Source organism: Streptomyces microflavus (assembly GCF_014650075.1).
GTDB lineage: Bacteria > Actinomycetota > Actinomycetes > Streptomycetales > Streptomycetaceae > Streptomyces > Streptomyces microflavus.
Genome location: NZ_BMUG01000001.1, coordinates 966,574 through 982,034, shown reverse-complemented (window position 1 = coordinate 982,034; position 15,461 = coordinate 966,574). Strand labels below are relative to the sequence as shown.

General features: G+C 69.7%; 16 protein-coding genes. 10 read left to right on the top strand and 6 right to left on the bottom strand.

Annotation, left to right across the window (positions count from 1 at the left end):
* Positions 1 to 31: 31 nt before the first annotated feature.
* Entirely contained in the window at positions 32 to 451 is a 420-nt protein-coding gene (locus IE264_RS04270; RefSeq protein ID WP_051821628.1) for a hypothetical protein, read from the top strand.
* Positions 452 to 845: 394 nt separating this feature from the next.
* Here IE264_RS04270 and IE264_RS04265 read toward each other — a convergent pair whose 3' ends face one another.
* Positions 846 to 2,084, bottom strand: coding sequence for an IS110 family RNA-guided transposase (locus tag IE264_RS04265; RefSeq protein ID WP_032752934.1), 1,239 nt, complete (start codon positions 2,082 to 2,084; stop codon positions 846 to 848).
* Between the two features lie 541 nt (positions 2,085 to 2,625).
* Here IE264_RS04265 and IE264_RS04260 point away from each other — a divergent pair.
* From IE264_RS04260 to IE264_RS04250, 3 genes are all read left to right on the top strand, one after another.
* On the top strand, positions 2,626 to 3,174 hold the full coding sequence (locus IE264_RS04260; RefSeq protein ID WP_032752936.1) for a hypothetical protein: 549 nt from the start codon (positions 2,626 to 2,628) through the stop codon (positions 3,172 to 3,174).
* Positions 3,175 to 3,312: 138 nt separating this feature from the next.
* Complete coding sequence (locus IE264_RS04255; protein ID WP_158706479.1) at positions 3,313 to 4,032, top strand: DUF5343 domain-containing protein; 720 nt, start codon at positions 3,313 to 3,315, stop codon at positions 4,030 to 4,032.
* A complete protein-coding gene (locus IE264_RS04250) occupies positions 4,029 to 4,538 on the top strand; it encodes a TIGR02391 family protein (protein ID WP_032752937.1) in 510 nt (169 codons plus the stop codon). The genes IE264_RS04255 and IE264_RS04250 overlap by 4 nt, the downstream gene beginning before the upstream one ends.
* A 196-nt stretch (positions 4,539 to 4,734) precedes the next feature.
* On the opposite strand, the gene IE264_RS04245 is transcribed toward IE264_RS04250, so the two are convergent.
* From IE264_RS04245 to IE264_RS04235, 3 genes are all read right to left on the bottom strand, one after another.
* Positions 4,735 to 5,301, bottom strand: coding sequence for a GNAT family N-acetyltransferase (locus tag IE264_RS04245; protein WP_032752938.1), 567 nt, complete (start codon positions 5,299 to 5,301; stop codon positions 4,735 to 4,737).
* Between the two features lie 438 nt (positions 5,302 to 5,739).
* Complete coding sequence (locus IE264_RS04240) at positions 5,740 to 6,411, bottom strand: hypothetical protein (protein WP_229887378.1); 672 nt, start codon at positions 6,409 to 6,411, stop codon at positions 5,740 to 5,742.
* Positions 6,412 to 6,507: 96 nt separating this feature from the next.
* On the bottom strand, positions 6,508 to 6,813 hold the full coding sequence (locus IE264_RS04235; protein WP_015608107.1) for a hypothetical protein: 306 nt from the start codon (positions 6,811 to 6,813) through the stop codon (positions 6,508 to 6,510).
* A 119-nt stretch (positions 6,814 to 6,932) separates the two neighbouring features.
* On the opposite strand from IE264_RS04235, the gene IE264_RS04230 reads away from it, so the two are divergent.
* Positions 6,933 to 7,295, top strand: coding sequence for an ArsC/Spx/MgsR family protein (locus tag IE264_RS04230; RefSeq protein ID WP_032752939.1), 363 nt, complete (start codon positions 6,933 to 6,935; stop codon positions 7,293 to 7,295).
* 19 nt (positions 7,296 to 7,314) lie between these two features.
* Here the strand turns inward: IE264_RS04230 and IE264_RS04225 are convergent, their stop codons facing one another.
* Complete coding sequence (locus IE264_RS04225) at positions 7,315 to 7,812, bottom strand: carboxymuconolactone decarboxylase family protein (protein WP_032752940.1); 498 nt, start codon at positions 7,810 to 7,812, stop codon at positions 7,315 to 7,317.
* A gap of 50 nt (positions 7,813 to 7,862) precedes the next feature.
* Between IE264_RS04225 and pdxR the strand changes: the two genes are divergently transcribed.
* A complete protein-coding gene (gene pdxR, locus IE264_RS04220) occupies positions 7,863 to 9,269 on the top strand; it encodes a MocR-like pyridoxine biosynthesis transcription factor PdxR (RefSeq protein ID WP_032752941.1) in 1,407 nt (468 codons plus the stop codon).
* A gap of 3 nt (positions 9,270 to 9,272) precedes the next feature.
* On the opposite strand, the gene IE264_RS04215 is transcribed toward pdxR, so the two are convergent.
* The gene (locus tag IE264_RS04215) at positions 9,273 to 10,214 is read right to left on the bottom strand and encodes a Gfo/Idh/MocA family protein (protein WP_032752942.1); all 942 of its coding nucleotides are present in this window, start codon (positions 10,212 to 10,214) and stop codon (positions 9,273 to 9,275) included.
* A 307-nt stretch (positions 10,215 to 10,521) separates the two neighbouring features.
* Between IE264_RS04215 and IE264_RS04210 the strand changes: the two genes are divergently transcribed.
* The 4 genes from IE264_RS04210 to IE264_RS04195 all read left to right on the top strand — a co-directional run bounded on the left by IE264_RS04210 (position 10,522) and on the right by IE264_RS04195 (position 15,421).
* On the top strand, positions 10,522 to 11,985 hold the full coding sequence (locus IE264_RS04210) for a hypothetical protein (protein WP_032752943.1): 1,464 nt from the start codon (positions 10,522 to 10,524) through the stop codon (positions 11,983 to 11,985).
* Positions 11,982 to 13,127, top strand: coding sequence for an ARPP-2 domain-containing protein (locus IE264_RS04205; protein ID WP_032752944.1), 1,146 nt, complete (start codon positions 11,982 to 11,984; stop codon positions 13,125 to 13,127). Before IE264_RS04210 ends, IE264_RS04205 begins: the two co-directional genes overlap by 4 nt.
* Before the next feature lie 194 nt (positions 13,128 to 13,321).
* Entirely contained in the window at positions 13,322 to 14,356 is a 1,035-nt protein-coding gene (glnII, locus tag IE264_RS04200) for a glutamine synthetase (RefSeq protein ID WP_032752946.1), read from the top strand.
* A gap of 399 nt (positions 14,357 to 14,755) precedes the next feature.
* A complete protein-coding gene (locus IE264_RS04195) occupies positions 14,756 to 15,421 on the top strand; it encodes a winged helix-turn-helix domain-containing protein (RefSeq protein WP_015608116.1) in 666 nt (221 codons plus the stop codon).
* The last annotated feature ends 40 nt before the right edge of the window (positions 15,422 to 15,461 follow it).

Here is a 15,461-nt window from a genome sequence, read left to right as displayed (position 1 = left end):
CGAACTGTTCGAACGGGGTGAGGGGCCGAGGGTGCACGTCGAACGACCGCATGCTGCGATCCAGCTCCCTGAAGGGTCCTGGTGGGACTGGGACGTCGTCGCCTGGGATGGCGGGCAACTCAGGCTTGCCGCCGGCCACGACCTGTCCTACTACCACAGCCTGGAGCTGGTCTTCGGCGATCCGTTCTTCGCCAGCTGCCCGTCCGCCTTTCACGATCCGGTCTTCCGCACACCGACGCTGGACGAGCTCCTGAAAGTCACTCGTCAGCTCGGCGAGGAGCCGGCCGTCGTGGTCGCCTTCGAGGCCGACGCTGGTGGGCAGGAGCCGGTCTCGTGCCTCATCGCCGCAGAGCGGCTCGACCTCGTCCAGGAAACCGTCCTGCGGTACTGGCGCGAGGATGCAGGCCCCGATCAGCGCTTCGCTCCCTGGGTGCGGTCCCCCGGCCAGTAGACGGTCTCGGGCCACGCCCTCGAACAACGGTGAGCTCGTGGATAGCCTTGCCGGATGACTGACTCGGCCCCCGCCCATCGCCCTTTGCCCACTTGGGACCAAGTGGTCGCGTTGCGGGACTTCATCCACGGACGGACATACGCTGCCGCGGTCCCCACCATCCGACTCAATGGAGAACCGCCTCACGCCCCGGGATCCGCTCTGGCGCGAGTGGCGGAGGTCAACGGGGCCCTCTACGAAGTCACCTCCCACCTGTGCAGTCGGCTGTATGCCGAGCTTGCGGCAGTTCGCCCTGGATCCGGAGCCGAAGCCTCGTGGGAAGCCCTCATCACGATCACTGCGTCCTGGCGCGAAGACCCTGAGCTGCCTGCCTGGGTGCACGAGGTGTTGCCAGTCAAGCCGCGCTGACCGCGACGTCAGGCGGTGCGGGGAACGCGGACTCCTCATCGAAGAGTTCTCGATTCTGGAGGCAGTGGTAGAGCTGCCCGATCATGCGGTTGAAGAGGTTGCGCTGGGCGGCGGCGTGCCAGTCTGCATGGTTGTCGCGTCGTCGCCGGTAGTGAGCCTTGGCGCCCGGCGAGGCGGTGATCGCGGAGAACGCCCAGAGGTAGCCGGCGGCATTGAGGCGGTCGTTCTTCACCCAGCGTCGGGTGATGCTGGACTTCTTGCCGGAGGCCCGCGTGATGGGCGAGGCACCGGCGTATGCCTTCAGGCCGCGGGCGTCGGCGAACCGTTTCCGGTCGTCGCCGAGCTCGGCGAGCACCCGGGCGCCGAGCTGTGTGCCGAGGCCGGGGAAGCTGAGGATGATCTCAGCGTCCGGGTGCTGAGGGAACGCCTCTTCGACCGCCTCAGCAAGGTTGTCGGCGGCCGTGCAGGCGGCCTCCAGCTGAATCAGGAGGGCGAGCATTTGCTTGCCGAGCGCGTCTTCGACCAGCTGCGGCTGGTGGGCCCACTCGGTTCGCAGGACCTCACGCAGCCGCTCGGCATCGGCGGCGATGCCCCGCTGACGACCGGCCCGCTTGAGCGCGGCCTGTAGCTGCGTGCGCGTGAGGCGAGCGGCCTTGGCCGGTGTCGGGGCCAGCTTGAGGAGCTGGTGGGCCTCAGGGCGGCAGAGCCCGTTCTTCCAGGATTCGACGGCCGCGAGAGCGGCTGGGTAGTACTCGCGCAGCAGGGAACGGAGCTGGTTGGCGATTTGCTGGCGGTTCCAGGTGGCGTCCTGCTGAGCGCGGGCGAGGACGGCGACGGCGCGGGCCAGGTCGCTGTCCTGGGGAAGCGGCCGGTGGGCGTGCATGTCGGTGCGGAGCACGTTAGCGAGGACGAGGGCGTCGCCGGGGTCGGACTTCTTGCGGGAGACGGAGTGCCGGTCGCGGTAGCGGGCGGCGGCCATCGGGTTGATCGCGAACACCTGCCGTTTGCCGCTCCGCAGCACCGCCACCAGCAGGCCCCGGGATGTCTCGATCGCGACCGGGATTGGGTGTTCCTCCGTGTCGCCGTACTCGGCGAGCAGATCCAGCAGGATCTTGTAGCCAGCGGCGTCATCGGTGATGTGCCGCTTGGCCAGTAACTGGCCGCTGTCGTCGACCAGGGCGACGTCGTGTGTCTTCTCCGCCCAGTCGATGCCGCAGTAGATCAAGATCTTTCCCCTTCCCGTGCTCGGGTGTTTGTACGGGTCACGAGCTCATGCGGAACCACGCAGCGACCTAATCCAAGGACTCGACACGAGGCCGGTCCGCCACCTCAGCAGCTGTTCGTGGCACCAGCTCACCGCACGGGCCCCGGTCTGCGTTGGAGCTGAAGCGGCTCGGGCATCACGAGGGGTCACCATGCAGCGGGCTCGCACCACAGACACCAACGAGTGATCAAGCGGGCAGTGTTGACGATGGTGGCGGTCACGAGAGCGTCGGGCATCACCGCTCTCGATATAGGGATCAAGTCCCCGGACGACTCAAGGCGTCAGCCCGACACTCACGTGACCGCCATCGCGGCCAACCTCTGCCGCTCGAACAGCCCGGGCGTACGTCTCTTGGGCTGTCGCTACTACCGGATTAGGACGGCTCCGATGCCGTGATCACACTCGCCACATCATGATCATCAGTCAGGCCGACCCGTGCCGAGGCAATCCCACAGATACGCTGATCGGGGCAGTCCACAGTGCGCAAGACCCGGGGGAAACCGTGAACCGACCACTGCTGTTCCTTGACGTGGACGGGCCGCTCAACCCTTACGCGGCCAAGGCAGAGAGGCGTCCCGACGGCTACACGACACTCAGAGTCCCCCAGGACGACGCGCATCAGGACGACAGAGGGCTCTCGTCCCGACGGCCCCTGCGGGTCTGGCTCAACCCGGAGCATGGACGATTCCTGCTCCAGCTCGGCTTCGAGCTGTGCTGGGCGACCACATGGATGGACGACGCCAACCGGTGGATCGCACCTGTCCTGGGCCTTCCAGAACTTCCCTTTGTGGACTTCGGCGACGCCCTACTCCGAGAGCGCCCTGATGGGGTCCACTGGAAGACCGGGCCGCTGGTGGATTACGCAGGCGGCCGTCCTTTCGCATGGGTGGACGACGAGCAGAGTGAGCTGGATCAGACCTTCGTGACCGCTCACCACCAAGGCGCGGGGCTCCTGCACCACGTCAACCCGCGGATCGGCCTACGGGAGAACGACTTCCACTCGCTCGCCGACTTCGCCCGGTTCCTGGACACCTCTCGAACCACCAGTTGAGCACCTCGCCAACTCTTCCGGCGACACCGTGCTCGGAGCCAAGATCTTTGCGGGACAACCCTTAAGACGAAAAGTGCAAGGTTGGGTTCACATACGCACTTCACTCGGTATGCTCGCTCCCCGGTTACGTCTGGCGCCATGGACGCCGAAGCTCAGGGGAGGAACTCAATGTCGAGCTACCCATACACTTCCAGCCCAGGCGCAATCGTTCAGGTGTTCGAGCAGTTGCGCAAGTCGGTCCCCTCGAATATCGACGCGGACTACCTACGTCGGTTTAATATCGCACCCGCCAATGAATCGTACGTCATAGCGGTGCTTCGATTCCTCGGCATCATCGACGAGGACGGCAACCGAATTGACGAGCAGAGTGATTATCTCTATACCAACGCGGACGGCTTCCAGTCCGGCCTAGAGAGAGCCATACGCACGGCCTACTCGCGACTCTTCGATGACATGAATGACGCACTGCAGGTCGAGCGGGAGAATTTGATTCACTGGTTCCGAGCCGCCGACAAAACCTCGGAGCTGGTAGGTAAACGTCAGGCGTCAACATTCCGGACCCTCGCCGTACTAGCTGGCAACGGCAGTCTTCCTGCCCGCGCTAACGCGATCAAGAAACCCACCGCCGCCTCAGACAACGCACGCAAGAAGACATCTAAGAGGTCGACACCGAAACGGAACGATACACCTCCGTTCCCTGCTCCTAATGAGGCAGGTGACACTGGCAGCCCAGAAAAGGCCCAAGGTGGGCATGAAGTGGGATTGACAGTGCGTATCGAGGTCAATTTGCCATCCGGTGGCGATGGGGCAACTTACGACGCTATCTTCGCGAGCATCAAGAAGCACTTGATGTCATGAGCGTGCCACTGGACCGGTTCGAACGCCTCGCACGGTCAAGCAACGCGGAGCTGGAACCTCATAGGCCCATTCCCCACAACCTTGCCGAGAACCTGAACCAGGAAGAACCACATCCATTCGAGACCCGGAACATTCACCCAGACCTACCGAGGAAAGTGCGCGCCCTCTTCGACGATGGGTATGGGGAGCAATCTGTATTCGAGGCGTTCAAGTTTATCGAGAAGGAGGTTAAGCGAATCTCCAGGCTACAGAACAAGACTGGCTACGCGTTGATGATGGAGGCCTTCAACGAAAATAATGCCAAAATTAAGCTTACAGACCTCGCGACCGAGTCCGAAATCGACGAACAGCGGGGATACAAATCTATCTTCGCAGGAGCGGCGACAGGAATCCGCAACCCACGCGGCCACGAAATAGACATCGGCGATACTCCGGATGAGGCGCTGGACTATCTGGCCCTGGCTTCGCTGTTGTTGCGTCGCCTCGATGCAGCTGGCGTGCGATAACTATGAGGGCTCTTAGAAGGTGTGTCACGTGGCAAGTTGTGCGAGCTTCTTGTAGCAGGTCAGGGCAGCGGCCATGGCCAGACCTCGCCTCTGCCAATCGTTGCGGACCGCGTACGGGATCTTGAGACCACGAGCAGCCTATGGCAGGCTCATTTCGGCTGACTCCGGCCCCCGGCGACTGGAAGCCGGCTCGACCTCACCGCAGCGAAGGCCGCGCCCTCCCCGCCCAGTACTCGTCCGCCGTGATGCCCAGCAGGACCACGTCGTGGTAGGCGCCCGCGAAGAACTCGTGCTGGCGCAGGCGGCCCTCCTCCACGAAGCCGAGGCTGCGGTAGAGGGCCAGGGAGGCGTCGTTGAAGGCGTAGACCTCCACCTCGCACTTGTGGCTGCGCTGTTCGGCGAACATGTAGGTGAGGACCAGTTCGGTGGCCTCGGCTGCGTAGCCCTGGCGGCGGTGTTCCCGGGTGACCTCGATGCCCGTGCGGAAGCGGCCCGCCCTGGGGTCCGTCTCGCCGACCGATACCGCGCCGACGAAGGCGTGCTCGAAGCGGGTCTCGATGACCAGGTGGTATGCGGCGGGGTTCGGGGAGCGGCCGGCGCGTTCGGTGGCCCAGGCGCGGAAGCTCGCGTCCGAGCGCGGGGGCTCGACCACGTCGGCGTTGCGGGCGTCCACGGTGTGCAGGGCCAGGGCCCGGAAGCCCTCCCAGTCCGCCGGTTCGATGCCCCGCAGGCGTACCCTCTCGCCGGTCCACAGGTCGCTCATCGTGCTCCCCCGGCATGGCGGCGCTGGGCAGGTCCGGGTCCGTTCTTCGGCGTGATCGCCTCGGTCGTCATCCGGTCACATTAGAGGCAACAGGCACCAACGCTCGGCGCCTTTTCCGACGCCTTCTTCCTCCGGCCCGCCAGGTGGCAGTCCCGGTGGCCTAGCCGGGCGGGGCGGTCCCGGACCCTCCAGGGCCGTTCGCTCTCGGGGCGGGGCGGGACCGCTCGGCTAGCCCCGCCCGCCAGGCGGGGCAGCCAGATCAGCAGTGCGGCGCCGAGGGATATGCCGTTGCCGTGTCCGCCCAGGCCGCGACGGTGTGGCCCATGTCGACTTGGTTCAGCCGCGCCACCGAGATCATGCGCACCTCACCGGACGAGGTACCCGGTGGCGGTGGCAGTCGTACGGAATACAGCCGAGTAGCCAGCGTTTGGCGGGCGGTCACCAGTCGACGTGCGCGGTGATCCATTCGGTCAACGCGTCCCCGTCGACTGCGGGAGGCAGTTCCGGCGCGCAGCCGAGGGGCGTGCAGGACAGCTGGAGGTGTGTGAGGTAGCCGTAGGGGCCGTTGTCAGCCGCCGGGCCGAGGATCAGGGCGTGGGTGGGGGTGCGCCAGATGCGGTGCGTCATCGCGGGGCCGGCGACCACCGCCGCGTCCGACAGCACGGTCCGCTCGGGTGGGGTGCCCAGGTGCTGGGTGACGGCTCGCGCGGCCCGGGTGAGGAGGGCTTCGCAGTCCTGGTCGGAGCACGCCTCGTAGCGCTCCCAGCCCGGAGTCCGGGTCCAGAGGTCCATGTTCTCGAGCAGCCAGGGCTCGCCGGTCATGTGCTCGTCACGCTCTTGGGCGGGGTACACCTCGCCGAACACGAGGAAGCTCCGGCCCTGGGGGTGTCCGAACGGGTTTCTGCCGTCGGAGCACAGCACGTGCCCGTAGCCGGTGATGAAGGAGCCGCTGACCCGTTCCTCCTCCCAGACCCATCCGCGTCGCGCCAGTTCCACGTCGACGGCCTCGAAGTCGTCCCCGACGGGCGGGCCGGTTGGGAGGGCGACGAACTCCGCGACCGCACCACGCGTCAACGGCCGGCAGGCGAGGATGTGTACGGAGGACGGCATGCCGATCACTCTACGGACGGGCCGGACGCTTCCATGCCTGTGCCCCGGGCCGTGTTCGGACCGGGGCACAGGGCTGTCAGCGGGTGGGCGGTCGAGTCAGCGGCCGTAGCGGATCAGGGCGCGGACCATGCGGCACGTGGTGTCGGACGGCGGGTGCATGCCCAGGCGCTCGGCGGTCGTCCGTATCTTGTGGTTTCCGGCGCTGGCCGGCTGGTAGACCCCGCTGTCGAGCAGGGCGATCGCCAGGCGCATGGCCTTGAGGCGGCGGTTGTGCGAGACGTACCACTCGCGGGGGCGGCCCGCGGGCAGTCGCTTCTTCGCCGGAGGGGCGGGAAGCGGCGGGTGGAAGGGCATCGGGAGCTGTCGGTCGAGCGGCTCGGTCGTGGCTGCGGCAACGGCCATCGGCATCCTCCTGGCAGGGTGGTGGAACCCTTACGAACTCCCTCTATTTTACTGCCCCCCACTGACAATCGCCCCTGGCCAGAGGCGTTTTCGGCAGTCCCTCGCGTAACCTTGGCCCCATGGAGATCTGGATCAATCCGGCCTGTTCCAAGTGCCGCAGCGCGGTGAGTCTGCTCGACGCCGAAGGGGCCGACTACACCGTGCGGCGCTACCTGGAGGACGTGCCCTCGCCCGAGGAGATCCGGGCCGTCCTGGACCGGCTGGGCCTTGAGCCGTGGGACATCACGCGGACGCAAGAAGCGGTGGCCAAGGAGCTCGGGCTCAAGGAGTGGCCGCGGGAAGCCTCTTCGCGGGAGCGGTGGATCGTCGCCCTGTCCCAGCATCCCAAGCTGATCCAGCGGCCCATCATCACCGCCGAGGACGGCACGGCCGTTGTGGCGCGGAGTGAGGAAGCCGTGCGGGACGCGTTGGGGCGCCGGTAGCCGGTGGGGGCCGGGGGCGTCAGCGTTCGTCCGTGCCCGCGCGCTTAGCCGTCGCGAGGGCGATGCGGTTCCAGGTGTTGATGGTGAGGATCAGGGCGAGGAGTTGGGCCAGCTCCTCGTCGTCGAAGTGGGCGGCCGCCTGGTTGTAGACCGCGTCAGGGACGCCCGCGTCCGCGATCCGGGTGACCGCGTCGGTCAGGGCCAGGGCGGCCTGTTCCTTCTCCGTGAAGAAGTGGGCCGCCTCCTGCCACACCGCGACCATGTGCAGCCGCTCCTCGCTCTCCCCGGCCTTCCGCGCGTCCGTCGTGTGCATGTGGAGGCAGTACGCGCAGTGGTTCAGGTGCGAGGAGCGGATCTGGACCAGCTCGACCAGCGTCGGGTCCAGCCCCTCGCGGGCCGCCGCGTCCAGGCCGATCACGGCCCGGAAGACCTTCGGGGCCGCCTTCGCGAAATTGAGCCGGGCGGTGGGGGCGGGGGTGGCGGTGCGGTTCTGCGGCTTGATCTCTGTCGTCTTCATGGGTACGAATCTATGGCGACGGGCGACCGGTAGTGGGGTGCATTTCGGTGATGGATTCATGGGTCAATTCAGCGGAGGTCCTCGGCAGTGATCTGCCGCTGGAGCTCGCCGGCACCGGCAACCGCCGGGCCGTCCTGATGGGTGCCCTCCGCGAGGCCGTCCGCAGCGGGCGGCTCGCCCCCGGGACCCGGCTGCCGCCCTACCGTTCCCTCGCCGCCGACCTCGGCCTCGCCCGCAACACCGTCGCCGACGCCTACGCGGAGCTGGTCGCGGAGGGGTGGCTCGCCGCCCGCCAGGGCTCGGGCACCCGGGTCGCCGAGCGGGCCGCGCCCGTGACGCCCGCCCACCGACCGCGCACCCCGGAGCGCCCCTCCCGCCCGGTCCACGACCTGGTCCAGGGGCAGCCGGACCCCTCGGCCTTCCCCCGGACCGCCTGGCTGGCCTCCGCACGGCGGGCACTCGCCGCGGCCCCCAACGACGCGTTCGGGCCCGGCGATCCGCACGGGCGGCCCGAGCTGCGGCGGGCGATGGCCGGCTATCTGGCCCGGGTCCGCGGGGTGCGGGCCTCGCCGGAGCGCATCGTGCTCTGCTCGGGCGCCGCGCACGGGCTGCGGCTGCTGGCGGAGGTGGTGGGCGGACCGTGGGCGGCGGAGGCGTACGGGCTGCCGTTCCACCGCGGGCTGCTCGCCTCGCACGGGGTCGGTACCCGGCCGGTGGGCGTGGACGGGGACGGTGCCCGGGTCGGTGAACTGACCCGCCGCGACCGGGCCGTACTCCTCACGCCCGCCCACCAGTTCCCGACCGGCGGGCCGCTGCATCCCGCACGGCGGGCGGCGGCGGCCGACTGGGCGCGGTCCACGGGCGGGCTCGTCGTGGAGGACGACTACGACGGGGAGTTCCGCTACGACCGGCAGCCCGTGGGAGCCGTCCAGGGGCTCGATCCCGAGCATGTGGTGCTGCTGGGGTCTGTGAGCAAGAGCCTCTCCCCCGCCCTGCGGCTCGGCTGGATGGTGCTGCCCGAGCGGCTGGTAACGCCGGTCGTCGCGGCGAAGGGCGAGCGTGAGCAGTTCTCCAGCGCCACCGATCAGCTGACGCTCGCGGACTTCGTCGACTCGGGCGCGTACGACCGTCATGTACGCCGGATGCGCCAGCGCCACCGGCGGCGCCGGGACCAGTTGGTGGCGGCCCTGGAGCGGCGGGCCCCGCACGTCCGGGTCACCGGGATCGCGGCGGGGCTGCACGCGGTGGTGGAGCTGCCGCCCGGCACCGAGCGTTCGGTGGTGCGGGCGGCGGCCTGGCAGGGGCTCGCGGTGGAGGGGCTCGCCGACTACCGGCACCCGGGGGCTGAGCGGGCGGCGGACGGGCGGGACGGGCTCGTCGTGGGGTACGCGACCCCCGCCGAACACGCCTACCCGGAGGCGCTGGAGGCCCTGTGCCGGGCCCTCCCGCCAGGGTGACCCCTACGTCCGGTCCGCCTGCGCCTCCGCCCGCGCCAGCAGCTCCGTGAGGTGGAGGCCGAAGCGGGCGTCGCAGGCGTGCGGCACGCCCGTACGTACCGCTTCGGACAGCGCGTCCACCGCTCCCCGGAACGCGGCCTCCGCGCCGTCCCACCCCGGGATCGTGGCCGTCCCGTGCTCGCCCCGCAGCTCGATGTCCATGCCCGCAGCGGCCGGTGGGGCGCTCAGGCCGAGGGTGACCGTGCTGGAGGCCCCGGAGGTGTGGCGCAGGATCAGGTGGGTGGTGTCGGCGGGGCCGCGGGCGGCGGTCAGCTCCGTGACCTCGCCGAGGACGGGGATGAGCACCGAGAGCGCGTGCGGGCCGACGTCCCACAGGCCGCCCTTCTCGCGCCGCCACGGGGAGTCCGCGTACTCGCTGTCCGAACCCTCGGCGTAGAGCGATCCGAGCCACAGGGCACGGGCGGTGAACCAGCCGCCCACCGAGGCCTGTTCGGCGATCCACGCGGCCGTCTCGGGTGCGAAGCGGAGCGTGCAGAACACGACCGAGGCGACCTCCGCCTTCGCGACGGCATCGGCGACCGCCCGGGCCCCCTCGACCGTCGTGGCGACCGGCTTGTCCATCAGGATGTGGCAGCCCGCCTCCGCCGCCCGGACCGCGAGCGGGGCCTGGATGTCGGGCGGCAGCGCGAAGGCCACCGCGTCGCTCGTCTCCAGGAGGGCATCGATCCCCGCCTCCCCGGTGTACGCCCGGGTTCCGTGAGCGGTCGCAAGGGTCTCCGCCGCCTCCGCCCGGCGGCCCCACACCCCGCTCAGCTCGACGCCGGGGTGGGCGGCGAGCGCGGGTGCCTGGGTGTTGCGCGCCCAGGGGCCGGTGCCGAGGAGGCCGATGCGCAGGGGGGCGGTGGGGGTGGAAGCGGTGGTGGAGGTGTCGGCGGGTGTCGTCATGGGAGCCAGTGTGCCCGGTGCCGGTCGCCGTTACGGCAGGTGGTGTGCCCGGCGCCGGACGTCATCACGGCAAGTGGTGTGCCCGGCGCCGGTCGCCGTCACGGCAAGTGGTGTGCCCGGTGCCGGACGTCATGGGCCGGGTGCCCGTGCGGAATGCGGTGGCGGCGGGTGGCCCTGGCCCGTTACGTTTCCCGGGCCGGCCGCGGGACTTCGGCTGCGACTACCGGGACTTGCCTGTGAAGCGATGATTTCGTTGTTCGCGCCTCCATTCCCCGGCCGGCGTCCGCAGTCTCTCCGGGGGAAGTTCATGAACACGTCCGAGACTCCTGCCGATCTCGTCGCCGCCGAAGACGTCCTGCTCTTCGTGAACGCCGCGATCACTGCCACCGGACAGCGCGAGTTCCGTTCGGACGCCGTCGGCCAGCAGCTTTCCCTGGACTTTCTCCACGCGTATGTACGGGTCAATTACCGTCGTGTGTACGCCTCTTCGCTGGCCCTGGACATCAACGACCACAACGCCCTCCGCATCGTGCTCGGTCTGCTGGAGACCTCGGGCGAGGCGAGCGCCGAGGAGCGGCGCACCGAGGGCCGGCTGATCGCCGCCCGGCTGGCGCTGCTGCCGCCGCAGCGGGTCTACCGGCTCTTCGGGGAGGTGCGCCGGGCCGGGATCAACAACCGGCGCACCCGGGCGATCATGCGGGACTGGCTGGCGGCCCGGCCGGATCTGGGGCACGACGCGGTGAAGTACCGCGGCGGGGTGAAGGCGGCCGCCCGGCACATCCATCTGCGCTGCCCCGAGGGGGCCGAGCCGCTGGCCGAGGTCGGGGCGTTCCTGTTCCGGCCCGGGCGGCTGCCGCGCTACGAGCACCGGCTGCTGGACGCCTGGCGGCGCGCCCACTACGAGCAGGGAGCCATGGCCGAGCTGCCGTTCACCGTCGCGGAGGGGTTCGCGGCCCGGCACGGGATGAAGCGCGAGGTGTTCCTGAAGCGGGCGGCGCCCCGGATGACGCGGCTGGAGCGGCTGCGCACCCACTCCGTGACTCAGCGGCCGGAGATCGATCTGACCGTGATGCCCCTGACCCGGCTGGCGCTGTACGTGCTCTCGCTCCCCTTCGAACAGCGCGCCGCCCGCCGCACCGAGCTGACCGGTGCCCTGCGCACGGCCGCACGCCGGGCCGCGGGCGGGCACGCCGGGAGCTGGGGGCGGGTGCACGCGGTGCTGGACGACAGCTTCTCCTCCTCCGGGTCGGGGCAGAAGCGGCGGCGGCCGCTTGCCGTGGCCCTGGCCTGCCATCACCTGCTGGAGGCGCTCGCCGCCCCGGGCGCGTACCGGGGGCTGTGGACCTCGGGCCGGGGCGATGCCCTTCTCGTACGTCCGTGGGGGCCGACCCCGCTGGGGATGCGGGTCCTGGACGCGCTGGAGCCCGGGCCGGGTGGCGCGGCCCCGGACCGGCTGGTGATCGTGTCGGACGGCTGGGACAACGCCCCGGCGGGTCTTGCGGGTGAGGTGCTGCGGGTGTGGCGGAAGCGGCTGGACCCGGGGCGGCGGACGGCTGTGGTGCATGTGAACCCCGTATACGACGCGGACGGTTTCGACGTGCGGCGGCTCGCGGCGGGGGTTCCGACGGCCGGGATCCGGGACGCGGAGGATCTGCCCGCGCTGGTGGAGATCGCCCGGTTCGCGGAGGGCCGGACCGGGGCGGCGGAGCTGCACGCGTATCTGGACCGGCGGGTGGCGCTGTTCCTGGGAGAGAAGGAGACCGTGTCGTGAACCGGCTGGACCTCACCGGGCTCACCACCCGGCCCGCGCAGGTGTGGGGCGGCGTCCGGCTGGTACCGCTGGTGCGTGAGGCACCGGTGGAGGGCCTCCGGCTGCACCGGGAGGTGTACGAGGGTCTCGGAGCGGGGCTCGTGGAGCTCGGGCCCCGTAACCACTACGTCTCGTACATCCCCCATGGGCTGGTCGCCGACTGGTCGTCGGGCGAGGAGAGCGGAGTGCCGGGCTCCGGCAGGCAGTCCGCCGCGTACGGGACGCATCTCGGCGGCGGGCAGGACGCGCCGCGTACCGTCCGGCTGCCCCGGCCCGCGCACCACCGGATGGCCAAGCGGCGCCCCGGCGACCGACTGCGGTTCCTGCCGCTGCACCTGGCCCTTGAGGGTTACCTCGCGCTGCACTTCGGCGGCCCTTCGACCGCCTGGGAGGAGTGGTCGCGCCGGGCGCTGCGCGACGGGCTCTCGCCGCGGGCGGAGGACGCGTACCTGGGGTGGTCGGTGCGCGGGCTCGGGGACGCGCTGCGGATCTTCGAGATCCACCCGGACCAGTGCGGGGTGATGGTGTACGTCTCCGACGCGCTCGCCGCCGCGTTCGTGGTGCCGCACCCGGAGGACTACCGGCTGCTGCACGCCTCGCTGGTGGAGGACCTGTACGGGGAGCTGGTGCACCAGTACGCGCTGTACGGGGCCCCGGTGGCGGAGTTCGGGGCGCACCTCGGGGACGGTTCGCACATCCGTACGCTCGCTGATCTGCGGGCGGCGGCGCGGGGGCAGGAGCGGGCGTGGGAGGAGGCGCACGAGGCCCTGTTCGCGCGGGAGCTGCTGGATTCCTCGTACGGCTTCGACCGGGTGTACCGGATGGGGTCGTTCACGCTGTGGCGGTTCCTGCCGCCGTTCGTCCGGGACGGGAGCGGGCAGCACATCGGGGAGACGATCACCGACCACAAGGGGCGGGTCGCCTACCTCAAGACGTTCCGGCTCTCCGACGCCCAGATCCGGCGCGGCTATCTGCTGCACGTCCTCGCGGGCGCCGACTGGGAGCTGTCCCGGGCGGCCGGGGTGCTGGGGTCGAGCCGGGAGGAGCTGGTGCGGCGGATCCGCGCCGCCGGGTTCTCGGAGCTCCTCAAGGGCAACGTATGAGGGCTCGCGTCGGCATATGAGGGCTCGCGCCGACGTATGAGCGGGTGAAACGCAAGTATGACGAGCCCCTACAAGGCGCCCTTTTAACGCAGGGAACCTCGGTAACACGGGGTTCACACTCGGGCAACGGACGGGAAATGGCGTCTTGCCAAGCTGCGCGGCATAGACCGCTGCACCCGCAAAGGATGGCGTCCGTGACGTTCAAGGCTGAGTACATCTGGATAGACGGCACCGAGCCGACCGCGAAGCTTCGTTCCAAGACGAAGATCATGGACGGCACGCCGTCGCAGGACGTCGCGGACCTGCCCATCTGGGGATTCGACGGCTCCAGCACCAACCAGGCCGAGGGCCACGCCTCCGACCGGGTGCTGAAGCCCGTCTTCACCTGCCCGGACCCAATCCGCGGCGGTGACGACATCCTCGTTCTGTGCGAGGTCTTCAACATCGACATGACGCCGCACGAGTCGAACACCCGGGCCACGCTCCGTCCGGTCGCCGAGCAGTTCGAGGGCCAGGCCCCGATCTTCGGCATCGAGCAGGAGTACACCTTCTTCGACGGCCACCGGCCGCTCGGCTTCCCCGAGGGCGGCTTCCCGGCCGCCCAGGGCGGCTACTACTGCGGTGTCGGCGCGGACGAGATCTTCGGCCGCGAGATCGTGGAGAAGCACCTCGACAACTGCCTGGCCGCCGGGCTCGGGATCTCCGGCATCAACGCCGAGGTCATGCCGGGCCAGTGGGAGTTCCAGGTGGGCCCGCTCTCCCCGCTGGAGGTCTCCGACCAGCTGTGGGTGGCCCGTTGGCTGCTCTACCGCACCGCCGAGGACTTCAACGTCTCCGCGACGCTGGACCCGAAGCCCGTCAAGGGCGACTGGAACGGCGCGGGCGCGCACACCAACTTCTCCACCAGGGCGATGCGCGAGGGCTACGAGGCGATCATCACCGCGTGCGAGTCGCTGGGTGAGGGTTCCAAGCCGCTGGACCACGTGAAGAACTACGGCGCGGGCATCGACGACCGGCTCACCGGTCTGCACGAGACCGCCCCGTGGAACGAGTACAGCTACGGCGTCTCCGACCGCGGCGCCTCGGTCCGTATCCCCTGGCAGGTCGAGCAGGACCAGAAGGGGTACATCGAGGACCGCCGTCCCAACGCCAACGTCGACCCGTACGTCGTCACGCGGCTCATCGTCGACACCTGCTGCACCGCGCTGGAGAAGGCCGACCAGGTCTGATCCCGACGCCGCACGCACGTAAGGGGCCCGCCGGCGAACCGGCGGGCCCCTTACGTGTGTTTTTCCCCGCTCGTTCGGGAGGCGGGGAATGAAAAGTGAGCGCGATAAAGCGCAGCGTGAGGAAGGTAACGCCAAGAGGCCGTATCGACGGGTGAGAGGAGTCTGATGCACAGCCGCAATGTCTGCTTCAATGGAGCCATGGCCAGCTTCCAGTACATCGCGTCGGGTCGCAGCGACCTTGAGCCGTTCTGGCCTTCCCGTCAGCACCATGATTTCGACCGGGTGTGTTGCCGCGCGTGGAACGCGCAGGCCCTCTAAAGCCGCTCACCCGGCCTTCGGTCCGCGCGCACGACGTAAGTCCGTCCTCGACGACTCCTCGCGCGAAAGAGCTGACCCTCCATGGCGAACACCCGTACTTTCTCCGCCGCTTCCGCTGCCACCGCAGCCTCCCCGGCGCCCGCTGCGGCCAACCCCACCGCCCGCTCCCTCTCCCCCAACCGGCACCGTCTGCGCGCCGTCGACCGTGACGAGGTCGCCCGGCTCTCCGATGTGGCCGACTTCCTGCCGCCGGGCGCGACCTGGCTGCCCGCGCCCCAGCACACGCTTCCCGCCCTGCCCGGCCAGCCGCCGATGATCGGTTACCTGGTGCTCGTGCCGGCCGACCAGCAGCCGGCGCTCGCCGGTGCGGTCGCCGCCTCCCAGCACCGGCAGCAGCCGGACCGGCAGGGCCGCACCCCCTTCAGCCAGCACCTGGTGGAGGAGCCGGTCGAGGCGGCGCCGTCGCCCGGCCCGGTCCGGATCGACTCGACCCGGCGTACGGCCTCCGTCGACGGGGTCGCCCTGGACCTCACGTACCTGGAGTTCGAGCTGCTGGCCCACCTGGTGGCGCACCCGCACCGGGTGCACACCCGCGACCAGCTGGTGACGACGGTGTGGGGGTACGGGCACGTGGGCGACGGGCGCACCGTCGACGTCCATGTCGCCCGGCTGCGCCGCAAGCTCGGTGCGGAGCACCGCCGTTCGATCCAGACGGTCCGCCGGGTGGGGTACAAGTACACGCCCTGATCCCTGCTCCTGCGCACGTCCGGCGGCCCCGGGCCACGGT

What these genes read in the sequence shown, in the direction of transcription:
- IE264_RS04255 (WP_158706479.1), top strand. Translation starts at nt 3,313, where the DNA reads ATGGACGCCGAAGCTCAGGGGAGGAACTCAATGTCGAGCTACCCATAC.
- IE264_RS04250 (WP_032752937.1), top strand. Translation starts at nt 4,029, where the DNA reads ATGAGCGTGCCACTGGACCGGTTCGAACGCCTCGCACGGTCAAGCAAC.
- IE264_RS04245 (WP_032752938.1), bottom strand. Translation starts at nt 5,301, where the DNA reads ATGAGCGACCTGTGGACCGGCGAGAGGGTACGCCTGCGGGGCATCGAA.
- IE264_RS04240 (WP_229887378.1), bottom strand. Translation starts at nt 6,411, where the DNA reads ATGCCGTCCTCCGTACACATCCTCGCCTGCCGGCCGTTGACGCGTGGT.
- IE264_RS04235 (WP_015608107.1), bottom strand. Translation starts at nt 6,813, where the DNA reads ATGGCCGTTGCCGCAGCCACGACCGAGCCGCTCGACCGACAGCTCCCG.
- IE264_RS04230 (WP_032752939.1), top strand. Translation starts at nt 6,933, where the DNA reads ATGGAGATCTGGATCAATCCGGCCTGTTCCAAGTGCCGCAGCGCGGTG.
- IE264_RS04225 (WP_032752940.1), bottom strand. Translation starts at nt 7,812, where the DNA reads ATGAAGACGACAGAGATCAAGCCGCAGAACCGCACCGCCACCCCCGCC.
- pdxR (WP_032752941.1), top strand. Translation starts at nt 7,863, where the DNA reads ATGGATTCATGGGTCAATTCAGCGGAGGTCCTCGGCAGTGATCTGCCG.
- IE264_RS04215 (WP_032752942.1), bottom strand. Translation starts at nt 10,214, where the DNA reads ATGACGACACCCGCCGACACCTCCACCACCGCTTCCACCCCCACCGCC.
- IE264_RS04210 (WP_032752943.1), top strand. Translation starts at nt 10,522, where the DNA reads ATGAACACGTCCGAGACTCCTGCCGATCTCGTCGCCGCCGAAGACGTC.
- IE264_RS04195 (WP_015608116.1), top strand. Translation starts at nt 14,756, where the DNA reads ATGGCGAACACCCGTACTTTCTCCGCCGCTTCCGCTGCCACCGCAGCC.